This is a genomic window from Pseudomonas sp. CFBP 8758 (assembly GCF_014841725.1).
Taxonomy (GTDB): Bacteria; Pseudomonadota; Gammaproteobacteria; order Pseudomonadales; family Pseudomonadaceae; genus Aquipseudomonas; species Aquipseudomonas baltica.
The window spans coordinates 293,547-313,231 of the sequence record NZ_JACYUK010000001.1 but is presented as its reverse complement, the minus strand read 5'-3'; the positions used below and the strand labels follow the sequence as shown (position 1 = coordinate 313,231).

Sequence of the window (19,685 nt, the reverse complement as noted above, 5' to 3'; positions counted from 1 at the left end):
AACTGCTTGCGTGCGGCGCTCGATGTTCGCGCAGTACGGGGGTGGGACGACGCATTCGGTAAACAAAGCACAATGCGTGCAACGACAGTCGTGGCTAGGCTGCAGGACGACATGAACCGCAACCAAGGACGAACACCGGTGCGCATACCCTCCTCCATTCTTCTGCTGCTGGTCTTGGCGGCCCATCACTCGGCCAACGCTGCCGTGGTGCAACGCTGCGAAGGCCCTCAGGGCCACATCACGTTCACCCACTCGAACTGCCCCGAAACCCAGCCCTGGGCCTATCAGCGCGCGCTGAATCCCTCGTCCGGAAGAAAACCCATGGCGCGCAAGGCTGCGCCCCGCCCTCTGTCGGTGACCATCGTCGAAGACGGAACGCGCACGCCCCTGGCTGCGCCAGCCGCAGCGCCGGAGTCGGCAACGAAAAAAGCCAGCCGTTCGAAGAAAAAGCGAAAGCCCAGGTATCTGGCCGGGGAGCAGACGCCACCGTCCAAAAAACGCAAAACGCGGAAAGCAAAAAGCCCGCAATAAATGCGGGCTTTTCACTTGTATGGTGCACTCGACAGGATTCGAACCTGTGACCGCTCGGTTCGTAGCCGAGTACTCTATCCAGCTGAGCTACGAGTGCAGGTGGTATTTTGTTGGACCAGGCTACCACTGGTTGAAACAGAAGCTGCAGACATTGCTGAAAACAACTTCTTGATTGGTGCACTCGACAGGATTCGAACCTGTGACCGCTCGGTTCGTAGCCGAGTACTCTATCCAGCTGAGCTACGAGTGCATTTGTTGCCGCGCATTATAGGCCGTCGAATTCTTTTGTAAAGCACTTTTTTCAGTAATTTCAACAACTTACGAAAAAAGCCAGGTTCAACGTACTACGCAAATAATGGCGGAGAACGGGGGATTCGAACCCCCGACACCCTTTTGAGGTGTACTCCCTTAGCAGGGGAGCGCCTTCGGCCACTCGGCCAGCTCTCCGCAACACGGGGCGTATATTAACCACCTTCTTCCCCGTTTGCAAACATAAAAAACGATAAAAATTAATGGCTTGGTTCGTCGTCCTTCTCTTTCTTGATCCGCAGGTAGATTTCCTCACGGTGCACGGCCACTTCCTTGGGTGCATTCACCCCGATTCGTACCTGGCCACCTTTCACTCCAAGCACCGTGATGGTGATTTCGCCGTCGCCAATGATCAGGCTTTCCGCGCACCGGCGAGTCAGAATCAGCATACCTTTCTCCTTACGCTTTCATTTCAGGGACAACACAGTCTGCAAACAAGGGCACGAACCCATGGTGGGAAAGCCATGGACATAGCCCGAAAACAAAGAAGGGCGCGGTTAGCCGCGCCCTTCTCTCACTGCCTGTTACTCACCCTGTCGGGCGGCATCGAGTTCGAAGGCCGTGTGCAGCGCGCGCACGGCCAGCTCCAGGTACTTTTCCTCGATGACCACAGAGACCTTGATCTCGGAAGTGGAGATCATCTGGATGTTGATGCTTTCCTTGGCCAGGGCTTCGAACATGCGGCTGGCGACGCCGGCGTGCGAGCGCATGCCGACACCGACGATCGACACCTTGGCGATCTTGGCATCGCCGACCACCTGCCGCGCACCGATCTCGCTGGCGGTCTGTTCCAGCACGGCCAGGGCCGCCTGATAGTCGTTGCGGTGCACGGTGAAGGTGAAGTCGGTGGTGTTATCGTGAGAAACATTCTGCACGATCATGTCGACTTCGATGTTGGCCGCGCTGATCGGGCCGAGGATCTTGAAGGCCACGCCGGGGGTGTCTGGCACGCCACGGATGGTCAGCTTGGCCTCATCGCGGTTGAAGGCGATGCCGGAAATGATCGGCTGTTCCATGGATTCCTCTTCATCAATGGTAATGAGGGTACCCGGACCCTCCTGGAAGCTGTGCAGGACGCGCAGCGGGACGTTGTACTTGCCGGCGAATTCCACCGCACGGATCTGCAGCACCTTGGAACCGAGACTGGCCATTTCGAGCATTTCCTCGAAGGTGATCTTGTCCAGGCGCCGGGCCTGGGCAACCACGCGAGGGTCGGTGGTGTAGACACCATCGACGTCGGTGTAGATCTGGCACTCGTCGGCCTTCAGCGCGGCCGCCAGGGCGACGCCGGTGGTGTCCGAACCACCACGACCCAGGGTGGTGATGTTGCCGCTTTCGTCGACCCCCTGAAAACCTGCCACCACCACCACCCGGCCGGCCTTGAGGTCGGCGCGGATCTTCTGGTCGTCGATCTGCAGGATGCGCGCCTTGTTGTGCGCGCTGTCGGTCAGAATGCGCACCTGGTTGCCGGTGTACGACACTGCATCCACGCCGCGCTTGATCAGCGCCATGGCCAACAGCGCGATGGTCACCTGCTCGCCGGTCGAGACGATCACGTCCAGTTCGCGAGGTACCGGCTGGTCGCTGATCTGCTTGGCCAGCGAAATCAGGCGATTGGTCTCGCCACTCATGGCCGAAAGCACGACCACCAGGTCATCGCCGGCATCGTGGAATTTCTTCACCTTGTCGGCAACCTGTTCGATACGTTCGACAGTGCCAACCGAGGTGCCGCCAAATTTCTGTACGATCAAAGCCATTTCAAAGCCGCCTCAGCCCGTGAAGGGCGCCCATTAAATACAACACCGGGCTCGCCGTGCACAGCACGAGCCCTGCGAGGGTTGAATCAGATCGCGTGTTCGACGAAAGGCACGGCCAGGGCCAGCGCAGCGTCCAGGGCACTGGCATCGACGCCGCCACCCTGAGCCATGTCCGGGCGACCACCGCCCTTGCCACCGACGGCCGTCGCGGCCTGTTTCATCAGGTCGCCGGCCTTGAGCCGGGCCGTCAGCTCCTTGGTCACCCCGGACACCAGCACGACCTTGTCGTCGTGCACGCCGCCAAGCAGGATGACGGCCTGGCCCAGCTTGTTCTTCAACTGGTCGACCAGCGCCAGCAGCGCCTTGCCGTCCTGACCGTCGATGCGCGCGGCCAGCACCTTCACGCCCTTGACCTCGACCGCCGAGGAAGAAAGGTCGTCGCCAGCGGCGCTGGCGGCCTTGGCCTGCAACTGCTCCAGCTGCTTTTCCAGGGCGCGGTTGCGTTCGATCACGGCCGCCAGCTTGTCGATCAGGTTGTCGCGGCTGCCCTTGACCAGTTGCGCGGCTTCCTTGAGCTGCTCTTCGGCCTGGTTCAGGTAGTTCAAGGCGGTCGCGCCGGTCACCGCTTCGATGCGGCGCACGCCCGAGGCGACGCCACCTTCGCTGGTGATTTTCAGCAGGCCGATGTCACCGGTGCGCTTGGCATGGATGCCCCCGCACAGCTCCACCGAGAAGTCGCCACCCATGGTCAGCACGCGCACGGTGTCGCCGTACTTCTCGCCGAACAGGGCCATGGCGCCCTTCTTGCGCGCCTCGTCGATCGGCATCTCTTCGGTCTGCACCGGGGTGTTCTTGCGAATCTCGGCGTTGACGATGTCTTCCAGGGCCTTGATCTGTTCGGGCTTGATCGACTCGAAGTGGCTGAAATCGAAGCGCAGGCGTTGACTGTCGACCAGCGAGCCTTTCTGCTGCACGTGATCGCCCAGCACCTGGCGCAGGGCGGCGTGCAGCAAGTGGGTGGCGGAGTGGTTCAGGCCGGTGGCCTGTTGCAGGGTCTGGTCGACCACGGCACTGACCTCGGCACCGACCGCCAGATCGCTCAATACGGCCACGCCATGGTGCAGGAAGGCGCCGCTGGTCTTGGTGGTATCGCGCACATCGAAGCGCGAACCGCCGGCCAGCAGGTAGCCACGGTCACCGACCTGGCCACCGGACTCGCCGTAGAACGGCGTCTGGTCGAGGATCACCACGCCCTCCTCGCCTTCCTTGAGCACGTCGACGGCGACACCGTCCTTGTACAGCGCAACCACCTTGCCGTTGCCGTGGGTGGCGTCGTAACCCAGGAACACGGTCGGAACGTCGACCTTGATCAGGCTGTTGTAGTCCATGCCGAACGAGCTGGCGGAACGGGCGCGTTCGCGCTGGGCGTTCATCTCGCGCTCGAAGCCGGCCTCGTCCAGGGTGAGCTCGCGCTCGCGGGCGATATCGCCGGTCAGGTCCATCGGGAAGCCGTAGGTGTCGTACAGCTTGAACACCACATCACCTGGAACGACGCTGCCCTTGAGCTCGGCCAGATCCTGCTCGAGAATCTTCAGGCCCTGCTCCAACGTCTTGGCGAACTGCTCTTCCTCGGCCTTGAGCACGCGTTCGATGTGCGCCTGCTGGCCCTTGAGTTCGGGGAAGGCATCGCCCATCTCGGCGACCAGTGCAGCGACGATCTGGTAGAAGAAGCTGCCCTGGGCACCCAGCTTGTTGCCGTGACGGCAGGCGCGGCGAATGATGCGGCGCAGCACGTAGCCACGGCCTTCGTTGGACGGCAGTACGCCGTCGGCGATCAGGAAGCCGCAGGAACGGATGTGGTCGGCCACGACCTTGAGCGAGGCCTGGCCCCGGTTGGCACAACCGATGGCGCTGGCCGATGCGTCGAGCAGGCTCTGGAACAGGTCGATTTCATAGTTGGAATTGACATGCTGCAGCACCGCGCTGACCCGTTCCAGGCCCATGCCGGTGTCCACCGACGGCGCCGGCAAGGGATGCAATACCCCATCGGCGGTGCGGTTGAACTGCATGAACACGTTGTTCCAGATCTCGATGTAGCGGTCGCCGTCTTCCTCGGGCGAGCCGGGTGGGCCACCCCAGATATCGGCACCGTGATCGTAGAAGATCTCGGTGCAGGGGCCGCACGGGCCGGTGTCGCCCATGGTCCAGAAGTTGTCGGACGCATAGGGCGCGCCCTTGTTGTCGCCGATGCGGACCATGCGCTCGGCCGGCACGCCGATCTCTTTGGTCCAGATATCGTAGGCTTCGTCATCGCTGGCGTAGACCGTGACCCAGAGTTTTTCCTTGGGCAGGTTCAGCCACAGCTCGGAGGTCAGGAAGGTCCAGGCGTAGGTGATCGCGTCGCGCTTGAAATAGTCGCCGAAGCTGAAGTTGCCGAGCATCTCGAAAAAGGTGTGGTGGCGGGCGGTGTAGCCGACGTTTTCCAGGTCGTTGTGCTTGCCACCGGCACGCACGCACTTCTGGCTGCTTACGGCACGGGTGTAGAGCCGCTTTTCCTGGCCCAGGAAGCAGTCCTTGAACTGGTTCATCCCCGCGTTGGTGAACAGCAGGGTCGGGTCGTTGCCCGGGATCAGGGAGCTGGAGGCGACTCGGGTATGGCCTTGCTCCTCGAAGAAGCGAAGGAAGGCTTCACGGATTTCTGCGCTTTTCATAGGTTCTTCCACGACAGGCTGCGGCCAGAGGCCAGTGCGCACGCCCGGCAGGCGGTGCGACGGCAAAGGGCCGCATTATATAGGCCCTGCGGCCGGGGTACAGCGTGTTTATACGATTGGCCCACTCAATTGGACAGCAGGACGCTCAGGTGCGGGCGAAATCGGCGAATACGTCGATGACCTGCTCGATCTGCGCCGCATCCACGTCCAGATGGGTGACCATGCGCAGGCGTGGCGCGGCACTCACGGTGACACCGCGGGTGGCCGCGAAGTCCTTGAACGCGCCGGCGCGGCCATCCAGGTGTACATAGACCATGTTGGTCTGCACTGCCTCGACGGTGTAACCCAGCGCCAGCAGGCCCTCGGCCAGACGCGCGGCGTGGGCGTGATCCTCGGCCAGGCGCTGCACCTGATGATCCAGCGCATACAGGCCGGCGGCGGCGAGGATTCCGGCCTGGCGCATGCCGCCGCCGACCATCTTGCGCAATCGTCGTGCCTTGGCGATGAAGTCCAGGCTGCCGCACAGCACCGAACCGACCGGCGCGCCGAGCCCCTTGGACAGGCAGACCGAAACCGAATCGAAATAGCGGGTGATCTGCTCGGCCTCGACTCCAAGCTTGACCGCCGCGTTGTACAGCCGGGCGCCATCGAGGTGCAGTTGCAGCCCATGCTCGCGAGTGAAGTCGCGGGCCTGGGCCAGGTAACTCAACGGCAGCACCTTGCCTTGCATGGTGTTTTCCAACGCCAGCAGTCGGGTGCGGGCAAAGTGGAAATCATCGGGCTTGATCGCCGCCCTGACCTGATCCAGGTCCAGCGTGCCGTCGGCCTGGAACTCCAGCGGTTGTGGCTGGATCGAACCCAGCACGGCGGCACCGCCGCCCTCGTACTTGTAGGTATGGGCCTGCTGGCCGACGATGTATTCCTCGCCACGCTCGCAGTGCGCCATCAGGCCGAGCAGGTTGCTCATGGTGCCACTGGGCACGAACAGCCCCGCAGCGAACCCCAGGCGTTTTGCCAGTTCGGCTTCGAGGCGGTTGACGGTCGGGTCTTCGCCATAGACATCATCGCCGGTGGGCGCCGCGTGCATGGCCGCCAGCATGGCGGGAGTAGGCTGGGTAACGGTATCGCTGCGCAGGTCGATGATGGACATGATGGCCTCGGGTTCGTGTCAGCTTCTATTACTGCGGATTGCAGGGCCATGAATCAAGCCTTGTCGAAACATTTGCTCACGCGCTGTTCAGCTCGCCCGCAAATATGTTACAAAAGTTGCGCCACCCACTGGGGTGGCAAACGTTCTCAGGGCGGGGTGCAACTCCCCACCGGCGGTAATGGCGCGCAATGCGCCGAGCCCGCGAGCGCTTGCAAGCCGGCAACGGCGTGCAAGGTCAGCAGACCCGGTGTGATCCCGGGGCCGACGGTCATAGTCCGGATGAAGAGAGAACGGGATTGCGACACCTTCAAAAGGCCAACGCAGGGCCGTGCCATGCGCATGTACCCATAGATCCCCTTCGATCCACATGCCCTGTTTTTTTCTTGAACAGGAGTGAACCGATGCAACCCACTGCAATTGACAGCAAAAGCCACACCCACGAACGGATCGCTTTCGTCCAGGCTTGCTGGCACAAGGATATTGTCGATCAGAGCCGCAAAGGCTTCGTCGAGGAAATGCGCGTGCTGGGCTATCAGGAAGCCGACATCGATTTCTACGAGGTCGGCGGCGCCTTCGAAATTCCGCTGCACGCCAAACTGCTGGCCAAGAGCGGGCGCTATGCCGCCGTGGTCGGCGCTGCCCTGGTGGTAGACGGCGGTATCTACCGTCACGAATTCGTCGCCCAGACGGTGGTCAGCGCGCTGATGCAGGTTCAGCTGGAAACCGAAGTGCCGGTATTCTCGGTGGTACTGACCCCGCATCACTTCCATGACGGCGAACAGCACCACACCTACTTCTTCAATCACTTCCTGCACAAAGGCGCGGAAGCTGCACGCACCGTGGCCGATACCGTGCAGAAAGTACGCGCCCTGCGTCGCCTGCAGCAGCAGCAGAAAAGCGCCTGAGCCTCAGGCCTGCGGAGTCGGCACGATGAGAATGCCGGCGCGCAGGCCAGTGGCAACCTTGGGGTTGGGGAAAATAATCCGTGCGCCCTGCTCTTCTACCACCCAGCGCTGACCGGCGCCGTCCTCGGCCAGCAGATAGCCTGGCGCCAGCTCGGTGAAATTCTCGATGTCGTCATCCAGGTGCAGGCGGAAGGCGTCCGTGTGCTTGATGACCTCGCGCGACACTGAAAACAGCTCCAGCTGCACCAGCGGTTGATCGAGGTCCGCCTCGCGGCCTTCGATCAGCTCGCGCAGGCTGGCGTCCAGACGCGTCAGATCGACCTCGGCGTTCTGCCCGAACGGCCTCGCCTTGCCCAGTTCCAGGGTGAACGCCTCGGCGTCCAGCTGCTCGTAGGTGAATGCGCTGAACGTAATGGAGGACTTGTTCTGCAGCAACACCGCGCGCATGCCTGCCGCCTGCAGGCGTACCAGCTCTTTGCGGGAGTGCTCGCGCCCCTGCTTCCAGGGGTACAGCGCGAACTGCTCGATCCGTGAGCCACGAATGGCCGTGTGCAGGTCGTAATGCAGGCGCGTGCGTTGCGGCAGGCTGAAGAAGGTCGTGGCCAGGCGTTCCAGTTCGCAGGCGCGCAAGGCTTCATTGCCACTGGCAGCGGCATGCCGGCCGTTGAACAGCCGGTTGACGTCGCGCTCGATGTAGCGCGCACCCCGGCGCATGGCTTCGGGGTTGCCGAACAGGAACAGAATGCGCGCGCGAGGAATCAGCTGGCCCCGGGCGATGGCCTGCAGCAGGCTGTCGAGCAGCTCGATGGGCGCGGTTTCATTGCCGTGCACACCGGCCGACAGCAGCAGGTCCAGGCCGCTGTCGGTGGCGGCAGGTGGCCGCACCTCCAGGGCGCCTTCTCCCAGCCAGCGCAGGCAGACGCCGCCGGTGGTCAGCTGGATCTTCTGCGTCGGCTCGTGGCCGGCCAAGGTCAGTTCGAGCAGTTTGCCAAGAGCGAGCATGGGGCGGCGTCCCTGAAGGATGAGATTTTAGTGGTTGCAGTCGGGACCGTGAACGTGGCCGTCTTCGTCCTCGGCACCGGCGTCGGCCGGCTCCATTTCCAGCTGCAGGCTGACCAGGTTGGTCGCCAGCGGGCGCAGCAACAGGTTGGCGTATTCGGCGTCGCCTTCCTCGACGTCCACACCGATCAGCAACTGGCCGCGGCCGTCATGCTGGATCCAGACTTCCTTGCCCTGCCAGACCACGCAGAAGCGCGTGCAGGAGGTTTCCAGCTGGGTGCCGTCGGTGTCTTCGAGAATCAAGCGCAGGGCGTCGGACATAGGTGTACCTCGATGCTGTTTAGAGTTGGAAAAAATCAAAGCTCGTTGAATCAGAGCTGGAAAGGATAGACCGAACCCAACCGAAGGATCCGGGTCAGCTCGTCCAATGCCTCGCGGCATTCGATCAGCAGTTGCGGGTCGGCCATATCGGCTTCGACCAGACGGTCGCGATAGTGACGTTCGACCCAGTCGTTCAGGGTGTCGTGCAGCGCGGGTGTGAGGATCACGCCTGGGTTGACCGCCGCCAGCTCCTCGGGCTTGAGCGCCACGCGCAGGCGCAGACATGCCGGGCCGCCGCCGTTGCGCATGCTTTGCTTGAGGTCGAATACCTTGACCTCGGCAATGCCTGTGCCCTGCCCGGTCAGCTGCTCCAGGTAGCTCCAGACCCGCGGGTTGGCGCGGCACTCTTCCGGGACCACCAGCAGCATGCTGCCATCGGCGCGGGTGAGCAACTGGCTGTTGAACAGGTAGGTGCGCACGGCGTCGTCCACGCAAACGTCGGCGCGCGGCACGCTGATCGCCTGCAGCCGACCACCGCGCGCGGCGAGCTTGGTTTGCAGTTCGGCCAGCACGCGGTCGCTGTCGAGGAAGGCGTCCTGATGATGGAACAACAGCTCGCCGTTGCCGACCGCGATCACGTCGTTATGGAACACCCCCTGGTCGATGACCGCCGGATTCTGCTGGGCGAACACCACGCCCTGCTCGCTCAACCCATGCAGCCGAGCCACGGCCTGGGACGCTTCCAGGGTCTGACGCGCCGGATATTTCTGCGGCGCGGGCACTCGTGCGTCGAAGGCGCTGCGGCCGTAGACGAAAAACTCCACGCCAGCCTCGCCATAGTCCCGGCACAGCCGGGTATGGTTGGCGGCGCCCTCGTCGCCGAACTGGGCGACGGCAGGCAGCGCTTCATGGTGGGCGAAGTGCGAGGGGTCGGCAAACATCGCCTGCAGCACCCGGCTGGTGGTGGGGTGTTCGATGCTGCGGTGGAACTTGCAGTTGAGGTTCGCCGCGGTGAAATGCACCCGCCCATCGGCCGTGTCGGCGCTGGGGCTGACAGTGGCAGCGTTGGCCACCCACATGCTCGAGGCCGAACAGCTGGCCACCAGCAACGGCATGGCATCACGCGCGGCCTGGGCGATCACCTCGGCATCGCTGCCGGCGAAGCCCAGGCGGCGCAATGCTGCCACGTCCGGGCGCTCCTGCGGCGCCAGAACGCCCTGGGTGAAGCCCAGTTCCATCAGCGCTTTCATCTTGGCCAGGCCCTGACGCGCCGCTTCGCGCGGATTCGAGCCTTGCTGACTGTTGCTCTGCGACGCCACGTTGCCGTAGGACAACCCACCGTAGTTGTGGGTAGGCCCCACCAGGCCATCGAAATTCACTTCACAGGGTTTCATCGGTTCGGCTCCGTGGATCTGTTCTTGTACGCAAGGGTGCAACGACCGCCTACAGCGTGATGCCCGGACTCAGGGTCGAGGGCAAACCGAGTGTGGGGGTTTCCAGCGAGGCCACCGGGTAGGCGCAATAGTCGGCGGCGTAGTAGGCACTGGCGCGGTGGTTGCCGGACGCGCCGACGCCGCCGAACGGTGCACTGCTGGCAGCGCCGGTCAGTTGCTTGTTCCAGTTGACGATGCCGGCTCGGCTGCGCAACCAGAATTCGCGGTAACGCGCCTCCGAGTCCGACAGCAGTCCGGCAGCCAGGCCGTACTGAGTGGCATTGGCCTCGGCGATGGCCGCGTCGAAGTCGACGTAGCGCACCACTTGCAGCAATGGGCCGAACAGCTCCTCGTCGCGACGCCCGTGGGCGCCGGTGACGTCGAGAATGCCCGGCGTGAGCAAGGCAGCATCCGCCCTGGGCTGGGTCATGCTCAACAGGCTGACGGCACCGTTGTCCAGCAGCTGTTGCTGGGCCTGGAGCAGCGCCTGCGCCGCAGGCAGGGAGATCACCGAGCCCATGAAAGGCGCTGGGGTGCGGTCGTATTCGCCGACCTCGAGGGTGGCACATACCTGCACCAGACGCTCGAGCAGCCGGTCCCCCCACTCGCCGACGGGTACCAGCAGGCGCCGCGCGCAGGTGCAGCGTTGACCGGCAGAAATGAACGCTGACTGAATGATGGTATAGACCGCAGCATCCAGGTCCTGCACCTGCTCGACCACCAGGGGGTTGTTGCCGCCCATCTCCAGCGCCAGGATCTTGCCCGGCTGGCCGCCGTATTGCTGGTGCAGCAGGTTGCCAGTAGCGCTGGAACCGGTGAAGAACAACCCGTCGAGCCCGGCATTGGCGGCCAGCGCCATGCCAGTGTCGCGGCCGCCCTGCAGCAGGTTGAGCACGCCGGCCGGCAACCCGGCTTCGGCCCAGCAGCGCGTGGTCAGTTCAGCCACCTTGGGCGTCAGCTCGCTGGGCTTGAACAGCACGCAGTTGCCTGCCAGCAATGCTGGCACGATATGGCCGTTGGGTAGGTGCCCGGGAAAGTTGTAGGGACCGAACACCGCTACCACGCCATGGGGTTTGTGCCGCAGGGCCGCCGTGGCGTCGGCCAGCGGCGCGCTCTTCTCGCCGGTGCGTTCGGCATGGCTCTGGATCGAAATCGCCACCTTGTTGACCATGCTGGTCACTTCCGTGGCCGCTTCCCACAAGGGCTTTCCGGTTTCCTCGCCGATGCACTGCGCCAGCTCATCGGTACAGGCCTTCAGTCGCTCGGCGAACGCCTGCAATACGGCAATGCGCGCCGACAACGGCTGGCTCGCCCAGCCGACGAAGGCATGCCGCGCGGCCTGAACGGCCAGGGCCACCTGGTCGGCACTGGCACTGCGCCCCTGCCAGACCACAGCCTGGCCCACTGGATTGAGCGACGTCAGCAACTCGCCTTCACCAGGCAGCCATTGGCCGTCGATAAACAAAGTATTCATCAAAGCACCTCCCGAACGGGCGGAGTCATGGGTACCGCGCGCACCTGGTCACCCGCGCTCAGCTGCAGGCGGCGTGCGGTCAGGGGATCGACCACCAGCGTGCCGGAAGCGAAGCGCGCCGGCGCCGCCGTGATGCGGCACTCTTCGCGTTCGCGGTTGTAGATCAGAAACGGTGGGGCATCGTCGCCGGGGGTGCCGATTGCCAGAACCAGACTCTTGCTGTCGTGGACCGCGCGAATCTTGCTGGTCTCGCATTCCACCGCCGGCCCGGCGTCGAAGATGTCGACGTAGCCCTGGTAGCTGAAGCCTTCGGCCTTGAGCATGGCCAGGGCGGGCTCGGTGTCGGGGTGGACCTTGCCGATGACCTCGCGCGCAGCCGGGGACAGGAAGCAGCTGTAGAGCGGGAACTTGGGCATCAATTCAGCGATGAAGGCGCGGTTGCCGACGCCGGTCAGGTAATCGGCCTGGCTGAATTCCATCTTGAAGAAATGCCGGCCCAGGCTTTCCCAGAATGGCGAGCGGCCGTCGGCATCGGAAATGCCGCGCATCTCGGCGATCACCTTGCGCCCGAACAGGTGCGGAAACTGAGCGATGAACAGCAGCCGCGCCTTGGCCAGCAAGCGCCCGTTCAGGCCCTTGCGGTGACCTTCGCGCAGGAACAGCGAGCACAGTTCCGAATTGCCGGTCAGGTCGTTGGCGAGGAACAGCGTGGGAATCTCGCGATAGATGTTCAGCTCCTGCGAGGCGCTCACGGTCAGGCCCACCCGGTAGTTGTACCAGGGCTCGCGCTGGCCCACGGCACCGGCAATGGCTGAAATGCCCACGACCGTGCCGTCATCGTCTTCGAGCACGAACAGGTAATCGGCATCGCCGCGCCCGGCTTCGCCGCGAAAGGTCTTCTCGGCCCAGCCGACCCGGTGCGCCAACCGTTCTTCGTTGGCTGGCAAGGTGGTCAGGCCGGGGCCGGTGCTGCGGGCCAACTCGATCAGCGCCGGCAGGTCACTGCTGCGTACGGGACGAACGATCATGCTTTCTCCTCGAGCAGGCACCGCGTGGTACCTGCAGAACTCGGCCTGTTCAACCAGGTATCAAACTGCAACCAGACGCACGCTGGCGCCCTCGCCCACACCCAGCGCCTCGGCGGTGGCCAGGTCCAGCCCGACCGGCTTGCCGGGCACCCAGTCGAGCTCCAGCAGCACCGCGCGGTAATCCTGCAGCAGACCGTTGGAAACCAGGTAGGGACGGCCAGGGCCGCCGCGCTCGTCCGACGCCGCGACAAGCTTGACCGGCACCACGCGGCTGTGGGCGATCGAGCGAATGCCCGATACCCGTGCATGCAGGGTGGGCCCTCCGTCGAAGATGTCGATGTAGTGATCGGTTTCGAAGCCTTCGCGCATCAGAATGTCGAACGTCACCTGCGCACGCGGGTGTACCTGGCCCATGGCCTCTTGCGCCTGGTCGGGCAGCAAGGGCACGTAGATCGGGTAGTGCGGCATCAGTTCGGCGAGAAACGTGCGGCTCTTGATGCCGCACAGGCGTTCGGCCTCGGCATAGTTGAGATCGAAGAAATTGCGTCCGATCGCGTCCCAGAAAGGTGAGTCGCCGTGTTCGTCGCTGTAGCCAACGATCTCGGTCACCACCGAATCGGCAAAGCGCTCCGGGTGGTTGGCCATGAACAGCAGGCGTGCCCGCGAGTTGAGCTCGGCCCAGATACTGCCGACCAGTTCGGGCACCACGTAGAAGCTGGTCAACAGGCTGTTGCCGGTCAGGTCATGACACTGCGAAAGCACGTGAATCTTGTTGTGGATCTTCAGCTCGCGCGAGGCGTGCACGAAGGTCTCGTTGCGAAAGCTGTAGAAGGGTTCGGAGTAGCCGGCGGAGGCGACGATCGCCGAACAGCCGACCAGGCGCTGGGTGCCCAGGTCTTCAAGAACGAAGAAATAGCTCTCCTCACCGTTGAAGCTGACTTCGGCGGCAAAGGACGCCTCGGACTTGGCGATCTTGTCACTTAACCGGCCTGCGTCGTCGGGCAGCGAAGTGACACCGATGGGGCTGTCGGCAGCCAGGCGCTGAACCTCGGCCAGGTCAGCCATTTGCGCAGGGCGCATTACCAGCATGGTGCCACTCCTTGTCGATTGCAGCGGGTCGATTGCAGAGGTGGCGCTGGTTTTGAGCCAACGCCACGAACGGGCCGATCAGGCCTGGGTCAGGTGCGCCACGGCGCGTTCGAAGCGGTCCAGGCCTTCGTCGATGTCGGCCTCGTCGATGACCAGGCTCGGGGCGAAACGCACCACGTCCGGGCCGGCCTGCAGAATCATCAGGTCGTGCCGTTCGGCCGCATTGAAGAAGTCCTTGGCGCGGCCTTTCCAGGCGTCGCTCAAGGCGCAACCGATCAGCAGGCCCAGGCCACGGACTTCGCTGAACACGCCGTAGCGCTGGCCGATCTGCTCCAGGCGCGTCTTGAAGTGCTGGTGCCGTGCCTTGACCCCGGCTCGCACTTCGGGCGTGTTGACCACATCGAGCACCGCCTCGGCCACGGCGCAGGCCAGAGGGTTGCCGCCATAGGTGGTGCCGTGCACGCCGACCGCGAAGTGTTTGGCCAGGGCATCGGTGGTCAGCATCGCACCGATCGGAAAGCCGCCCCCCAGGCTCTTGGCGCTGGAGAGGATGTCCGGGGTGACGCCGTAGTTCATGTAGCTGAACAGCTCACCACTGCGCCCCATGCCGCTTTGCACCTCGTCGAACACCAGCAGGGCATTGAACTGGTCGCACAGCGCGCGAGCGCCTTGCAGGTAGGCCGGATCGGCCGGCACCACGCCGCCTTCGCCCTGGACCGGCTCCAGCACCACGGCGCAGGTCTTGTCGGACACCGCCGCTTTCAGCGCTTCGAGGTCGTTGTAGGGGACGTGACGAATGCCGGTGATCTTCGGGCCGAAACCGTCGGAGTACTTCGGCTGGCCACCCACGCTGACGGTGAATAGCGTGCGGCCGTGGAAGCTGTTGAGGGCCGAAACGATCTCGTATTTCTCGGGACCGAAGTTGTCGTGCGCCACACGCCGGGCCAGCTTGAAGGCGGCCTCGTTGGCTTCCGCGCCGGAGTTGCAGAAGAACACCCGGTCGGCAAAGGTGGCATCGACCAGCTTCCGGGCCAGGCGCAGGGTGGGCTCGTTGGTGAAGACGTTGGACACGTGCCACAGCTTGTTGGCCTGTTCGGTCAGCGCGCCTACCAATGCCGGGTGCGCATGCCCCAGCACGTTGACGGCGATGCCACCGGAGAAATCGATGAGCTCGCGACCAGCCTGATCCCACACCCGGGAACCTGCACCGCGCACGGGAATGAAAGCGGCCGGTGCATAGTTGGGCACCATTACCTGGTCGAAATCGGCACGTTGCACGGGGGCTTGCTCAACGGACATCGGAGTCTCCTGTCAAGGAACGCTCAGCGCAGAATGGGCGAGCGATAGGGGATTGTAAGGACTGGTGCACGCGCGGCATTGCCGCCATGCGACAACTTGTTACAGCGCCAAACCGCCATTCTACGGGGGTTGTCGCGAATGCGACATATAGGGATAGAAAGGCGCTGACTAGCGTGTTGTGTCAGATCGACCGCACCACCCATTCGCGGCCGATGACCGCTCCTACAAGGGTTCTGCGCGCACTCCCGTAGGAGCGGTCCGTGGCCGCGAAAGTCACACCGCGCTTCACCTGGCACAGCGCATCCCGGAGCGAGGGTCAACCTCGCTCGGCGGGGACCGAAGACAATTCGAACGGGCTGCTGCTGCGACGCTGGTTGCGATCCTCGCGGGGGGTGGCGCCGAAAAAATTGCGGTAGGCGCTGGAAAAATGCGGGCCCGAGGAAAACCCGCACGACAGGCCGATCTGGATGATCGACTTGCTGGTCTGCATCAACATCTGCCGCGCCTTGTTCAGGCGCAACTCGAGGTAGTACTGGCTGGGCACGCGGTTCAGGTACTGCTTGAAGATGCGCTCCAGCTGGCGCCGCGAAACACACACATGCTGGGCGATCTCGTCGGTGGTCAGCGGCTCTTCGATATTGGCTTCCATCAACAACACCGCCTGGGTCAGCTTCGGATGGCTGGACCCCAGACGATTCTGCAACGGAATGCGCTGGCGCTCGCCGCCCTCGCGGATACGCTCCACCACCAGCTCTTCGGACACCGCCCCGGCCAGTTCGGCGCCGTGATCGCGGGCCAGTACCGCCAGCAGCAGGTCGAGCACCGACAAGCCCCCGCAAGCCGTCATGCGGTCGCGGTCCCAATCGAACAGGTGGCTGGTGGCGATGACCTTGGGAAAGCGCTCGGCGAAATCATCCTGCCAGCGCCAGTGCACGGCCGCGCGGTAGCCATCGAGCAGCCCCAGCTGCGCCAGCGGGTAGACCCCCGCCGACAGCCCGCCCACCAGGCATCCGGCCCGGACCGTCTGCTTGAGCGCAGTGGCCAGTGCCGGCGCCAGCGCCGACGGTGGCTCGTCAGCCAGCAGAAAAAGCTTCTGGCAACCCTCCAGGCGACCGTTCCACGCCTCACCGGGCAGCTGCCAGCCGCCTGGAACAGGTGGTTCGGCCTGCAGGAAAAGCAACTCGTAGGTCACTTCCGGGTGCACCTTCTGCGCCACTCGCAGGGCCTCTTCGGCCAGCGCCAGGGTCAGGGCTCGCGTGCTGGGCCAATAGAGGAAACCGATTCGTTGGGCTGTCATCTGATGCGGACCGAAACCTTAAGTATCAAAAACCGAATGGGAAATGGCACTGCGCCAGGCATGCTCGACCTGCTCGCAGGAAAACACCCGGCAGATGTTTCAAGCGGCGATCACTTGAGGCTGCCGGACAAGAACTGCTGCAACCGCTCGGAACGCGGATTGGCCAGCACCTCGCGCGGGTCGCCGGTTTCTTCGACCAGGCCCTTGTGCAGAAACACCAGTTGGTTCGACACCTCACGGGCGAAACCCATCTCGTGGGTCACGACGACCATCGTCCGCCCTTCCTGAGCCAGGGCCTGCATCACCTTGAGCACGTCACCCACCAGTTCCGGGTCGAGCGCCGAAGTCGGTTCGTCGAACAACATCACCTCGGGTTCCACCGCCAATGCACGGGCAATGGCGACACGCTGCTGCTCGCCACCGGACATGTGCCCCGGATAGGCATCCTTGCGGTGCGAAACCCCTACCTTGGCCAGATAATACTCGGCTTTTTCCAGCGCTTGCTTTTTCGATACGCCCAACACATGCACGGGCGCTTCGATGACGTTTTCCAGCGCGGTCATGTGCGACCACAGGTTGAAATGCTGGAACACCATCGACAGGCGCGAACGCAAGCGTTGCAGCTGCCTGGGGTCGGCCGCCCTGAGCGCCCCATCCTTGCCGGCAACCAGTTTGAGTTCTTCGTCGTTGAGCAGGATCTTGCCCGCGTGGGGCTGTTCGAGCAGGTTGATGCAACGCAGGAACGTGCTCTTGCCCGATCCGCTGGAGCCGATGATGCTGATCACATCGCCCGCCTTCGCCGCCAGCGAGACACCCTTGAGCACCTCGTGCGAGCCATAGCGCTTGTGCAGGTCCTGAACTTGGAGTTTGTACATGATCGGGGGTCTCGCAAATCGGTCAGTCACGGGCCAGCGGCCCGTGGCGAAAAGGTTTTTGCTGCACGCGTTCAGTGCCTGCGCGGTGCCAGGTAGGCCAGCCAGCGGCGCTCGGCCAGCTTGAACAGGCGCACCAGAATGAACGTCAGGCACAGGTAGCACACACCCGCCGTGATGTAGGCTTCGAACGGCAGGTAATACTGGGCGTTCACCGTACGCGCTGCGCCGGTGATGTCGATCAGGGTAACGATCGAGGCCAGGCTCGTGGTCTGCAGCATCATGATCACTTCGTTGCTGTACTGTGGCAGCGCTCGGCGCAGTGCCGAGGGCAGCAGGATACGCCGGTACATCCCGGCCCTGGACATGCCCATGGCCTTGGCCGCTTCGATCTCGCCCGGTGGCGTGGCCCGCAGGCTGCCGGCGATGATTTCGGCGGTGTAGGCACTGGTATTGATGGCGAAGGCCAGGCAGGCGCAGAACGTGGCGCTCGACAACCAGGGCCAGAGCACGCTGTTGCGCACGGCCTCGAACTGGGCCAGACCGTAATAGATCAGAAACAGCTGCACCAGCATGGGCGTGCCACGGATCACGTAGGTGTAGAGCCACGCGATGCCGTTGACCAGCGGCTGCCGGGACACCCGCATCAAACCCAGCGGCAGCGCCACCAGCAGACCGAAGAACAGCGAAATCGCCAGCAGCTTCAAGGTTTCCAGCATACCGCTCATGTACAGCGGCAGGCTGTCCCAGACGACGTTGTAATCGAAGATCATAGCTCAGCCGCCTTGATGCCCACCGAGTAGCGTTTTTCGATGGCGCGCAGCAACAGCAGCGACACACTGGTGATGACCAGGTACATCGCCGCCACCGCGAGGAAGAAGGTGAACGGTTCGCGGGTGGCATCCGCCGCCTGCTTGGCCTTGAACATCATGTCCTGCAGGCCGACCACCGAAATCAATGCCGTGGCCTTGGTCAACACCAGCCAGTTGTTGGTGACGCCGGGAATCGCCAGGCGAATCATCTGCGGCACCAGCACCCGGAAGAACACCTGCAGGCTGCTCATGCCATAGGCCATGCCGGCTTCGGCCTGGCCCTTGGGAATGGCCATGAAGGCCCCGCGAAAGGTTTCCGACAGGTAGGCACCGAAGATGAAACCCAGGGTGAAGATACCGGCCAGCAGCGGATTGAGGTCGATGTAGTCGTCGTAACCCACCAACGGCGCCACGCGATTGAGGATGTCCTGGCCACCGTAGAAGATCAGCAGGATCAACACCAGATCGGGTATGCCACGAATCACCGTGGCGTACAGGTCACCCAGCCAGGCCAGCCAGCGTACCGGCGACAGGCGCAGGGCCACGCCGAACAGACCCAGCACGATGGCCAGTGCCATGGACGACAAGGCGAGCTGCAGCGTCAGCCAAGCGCCATCGAGAATGACGGCCCCGTAGCCTTTCAACATGTAGAGATCCTCGCCCGAAGAATGAAAAATGGTGCAGACCGCGGTTTCCCGCCGTTTGCACCATCAGTCAGGTGACGCCTGCCGGCTTATTTGCCGTAGATGTCGAAATCGAAGTACTTGTCCTGGATCTTCTTGTACTCGCCGTTGGCGCGAATGCCTTCGATGGCCGCGTTGATGCGATCCACGTTGGCCTTGTCGCCCTTGCGCACGGCGATACCGATGCCGTCACCGAAGTATTTCGGGTCGTTGACCGACGGACCGACGAATGCGTAGCCCTTGCCGGCGTCGGTGTTGAGGAAACCGTCCTGCAACAGGGTGGCATCGGCCAGCGTGCCGTCCAGTCGACCGGCGGCCACGTCCAGGTAGATCTCGTTCTGCGAGCCGTACGGCATCACTTCGACGCCCAGCGGCTTGAGCACCTCGGTGGCATACCGGTCATGGATGGTGCCGCGCTGCACGCCGATCTTCTTGCCTTTGAGCTCGGCCATGGAGTCGCTCACCTGGGTGCCGGACTTCATGACCAGACGCGCCGGAGTGGCGTAGTACTTGTTGGTGAAATCAACGGACTTCTTGCGGTCGTCGGTAATCGACATCGACGACAGAATGGCGTCGATCTTGCGGACCTTGAGGGCGGGAATGAGACCGTCGAATTCCTGCTCGACCCAGGTGCACTTGACCTTCATCTCAGCGCACAGCGCGTTGCCGATGTCGTAGTCGAAACCGACGATGCTGCCATCCGGCGCCTTGGACGCGAACGGTGGGTAAGCGGCTTCGATACCGATCTTCAGCGGCTTTTCATCGGCGAACGCTGTCGCCGACAGCACGGACAGTGCCAATGCGCCAAACAGTGCAAGTTTCTTCATTGGGTGAGCTCCAGCGAAAATGGGCAGTATGGGCAAAGTGAGCGCAGGCCCAGAATGCGAAAAATGAGGCTGAACGGGCGACGCCACGAGGTCCGGCGAGTGAGCGCATTTTAACGGCACTGTGCCAGTCGATATTTCTTCAATGCGACAAGTAGTTACAGAAGCACCGAGACACCCAGACCAAGGGA

At 63.2% G+C, this 19,685-nt stretch carries 18 protein-coding genes, 3 tRNA genes and 1 riboswitch; of the genes, 2 read left to right on the top strand and 19 right to left on the bottom strand.

The window, feature by feature from the left end:
• Positions 1-111: 111 nt before the first annotated feature.
• The gene (locus IFT75_RS01475) at positions 112-531 is read left to right on the top strand and encodes a hypothetical protein (RefSeq protein ID WP_192052945.1); all 420 of its coding nucleotides are present in this window, start codon (positions 112-114) and stop codon (positions 529-531) included.
• Between the two features lie 20 nt (positions 532-551).
• Here IFT75_RS01475 and IFT75_RS01470 read toward each other — a convergent pair.
• The 7 genes from IFT75_RS01470 to ltaE all read right to left on the bottom strand — a co-directional run bounded on the left by IFT75_RS01470 (position 552) and on the right by ltaE (position 6,458).
• Positions 552-628, bottom strand: a tRNA-Arg gene (locus IFT75_RS01470).
• Positions 629-704: 76 nt separating this feature from the next.
• A tRNA-Arg gene (locus tag IFT75_RS01465) sits at positions 705-781 on the bottom strand.
• Positions 782-887: 106 nt separating this feature from the next.
• Positions 888-978: transfer RNA gene (locus tag IFT75_RS01460), tRNA-Ser, on the bottom strand.
• Positions 979-1,040: 62 nt separating this feature from the next.
• A complete protein-coding gene (gene csrA / locus IFT75_RS01455) occupies positions 1,041-1,229 on the bottom strand; it encodes a carbon storage regulator CsrA (RefSeq protein WP_122476357.1) in 189 nt (62 codons plus the stop codon).
• 135 nt (positions 1,230-1,364) lie between these two features.
• A complete protein-coding gene (locus IFT75_RS01450; protein WP_122476359.1) occupies positions 1,365-2,597 on the bottom strand; it encodes an aspartate kinase in 1,233 nt (410 codons plus the stop codon).
• Between the two features lie 86 nt (positions 2,598-2,683).
• A complete protein-coding gene (gene alaS / locus IFT75_RS01445; protein ID WP_192052943.1) occupies positions 2,684-5,308 on the bottom strand; it encodes an alanine--tRNA ligase in 2,625 nt (874 codons plus the stop codon).
• A gap of 145 nt (positions 5,309-5,453) precedes the next feature.
• A complete protein-coding gene (gene ltaE, locus IFT75_RS01440; RefSeq protein ID WP_192052941.1) occupies positions 5,454-6,458 on the bottom strand; it encodes a low-specificity L-threonine aldolase in 1,005 nt (334 codons plus the stop codon).
• A 138-nt stretch (positions 6,459-6,596) separates the two neighbouring features.
• Positions 6,597-6,754: riboswitch (FMN riboswitch) on the top strand.
• A gap of 105 nt (positions 6,755-6,859) precedes the next feature.
• On the opposite strand from ltaE, the gene IFT75_RS01435 reads away from it, so the two are divergent.
• Entirely contained in the window at positions 6,860-7,363 is a 504-nt protein-coding gene (locus IFT75_RS01435; protein ID WP_122476365.1) for a 6,7-dimethyl-8-ribityllumazine synthase, read from the top strand.
• Positions 7,364-7,366: 3 nt separating this feature from the next.
• Here IFT75_RS01435 and astE read toward each other — a convergent pair whose 3' ends face one another.
• The 12 genes from astE to IFT75_RS01375 all read right to left on the bottom strand — a co-directional run bounded on the left by astE (position 7,367) and on the right by IFT75_RS01375 (position 19,497).
• The gene (gene astE / locus IFT75_RS01430; protein WP_192052939.1) at positions 7,367-8,365 is read right to left on the bottom strand and encodes a succinylglutamate desuccinylase; all 999 of its coding nucleotides are present in this window, start codon (positions 8,363-8,365) and stop codon (positions 7,367-7,369) included.
• Between the two features lie 27 nt (positions 8,366-8,392).
• Positions 8,393-8,683 carry a topoisomerase II gene (locus IFT75_RS01425; protein WP_122476369.1) on the bottom strand — a complete coding sequence of 97 codons (291 nt, stop codon included), beginning with the start codon at positions 8,681-8,683 and terminating at the stop codon, positions 8,393-8,395.
• Positions 8,684-8,733: 50 nt separating this feature from the next.
• Positions 8,734-10,077 (bottom strand): N-succinylarginine dihydrolase, encoded by a 1,344-nt coding sequence (gene astB, locus IFT75_RS01420; protein WP_122476371.1) that lies wholly within the window; start codon positions 10,075-10,077, stop codon positions 8,734-8,736.
• A 49-nt stretch (positions 10,078-10,126) separates the two neighbouring features.
• On the bottom strand, positions 10,127-11,593 hold the full coding sequence (gene astD / locus IFT75_RS01415) for a succinylglutamate-semialdehyde dehydrogenase (RefSeq protein ID WP_192052938.1): 1,467 nt from the start codon (positions 11,591-11,593) through the stop codon (positions 10,127-10,129).
• Complete coding sequence (gene astA, locus IFT75_RS01410) at positions 11,590-12,618, bottom strand: arginine N-succinyltransferase (protein ID WP_122476375.1); 1,029 nt, start codon at positions 12,616-12,618, stop codon at positions 11,590-11,592. The genes astD and astA overlap by 4 nt, the downstream gene beginning before the upstream one ends.
• Positions 12,619-12,678: 60 nt before the next feature.
• Entirely contained in the window at positions 12,679-13,707 is a 1,029-nt protein-coding gene (gene aruF / locus IFT75_RS01405) for an arginine/ornithine succinyltransferase subunit alpha (protein ID WP_122476377.1), read from the bottom strand.
• Between the two features lie 78 nt (positions 13,708-13,785).
• Positions 13,786-15,006, bottom strand: a complete 1,221-nt coding sequence (locus IFT75_RS01400; protein WP_122476379.1) for an aspartate aminotransferase family protein — start codon at positions 15,004-15,006, stop codon at positions 13,786-13,788.
• A gap of 316 nt (positions 15,007-15,322) precedes the next feature.
• A complete protein-coding gene (argR, locus tag IFT75_RS01395; protein ID WP_122476381.1) occupies positions 15,323-16,303 on the bottom strand; it encodes a transcriptional regulator ArgR in 981 nt (326 codons plus the stop codon).
• Positions 16,304-16,413: 110 nt separating this feature from the next.
• A complete protein-coding gene (locus IFT75_RS01390; protein WP_192052936.1) occupies positions 16,414-17,178 on the bottom strand; it encodes an ABC transporter ATP-binding protein in 765 nt (254 codons plus the stop codon).
• A gap of 71 nt (positions 17,179-17,249) precedes the next feature.
• On the bottom strand, positions 17,250-17,948 hold the full coding sequence (locus IFT75_RS01385) for an ABC transporter permease (RefSeq protein WP_122476385.1): 699 nt from the start codon (positions 17,946-17,948) through the stop codon (positions 17,250-17,252).
• The gene (locus tag IFT75_RS01380) at positions 17,945-18,634 is read right to left on the bottom strand and encodes an ABC transporter permease (RefSeq protein WP_122476387.1); all 690 of its coding nucleotides are present in this window, start codon (positions 18,632-18,634) and stop codon (positions 17,945-17,947) included. The genes IFT75_RS01385 and IFT75_RS01380 overlap by 4 nt, the downstream gene beginning before the upstream one ends.
• 86 nt (positions 18,635-18,720) lie before the next feature.
• Positions 18,721-19,497, bottom strand: a complete 777-nt coding sequence (locus tag IFT75_RS01375; RefSeq protein WP_122476389.1) for an ABC transporter substrate-binding protein — start codon at positions 19,495-19,497, stop codon at positions 18,721-18,723.
• Positions 19,498-19,685 lie beyond the last annotated feature (188 nt).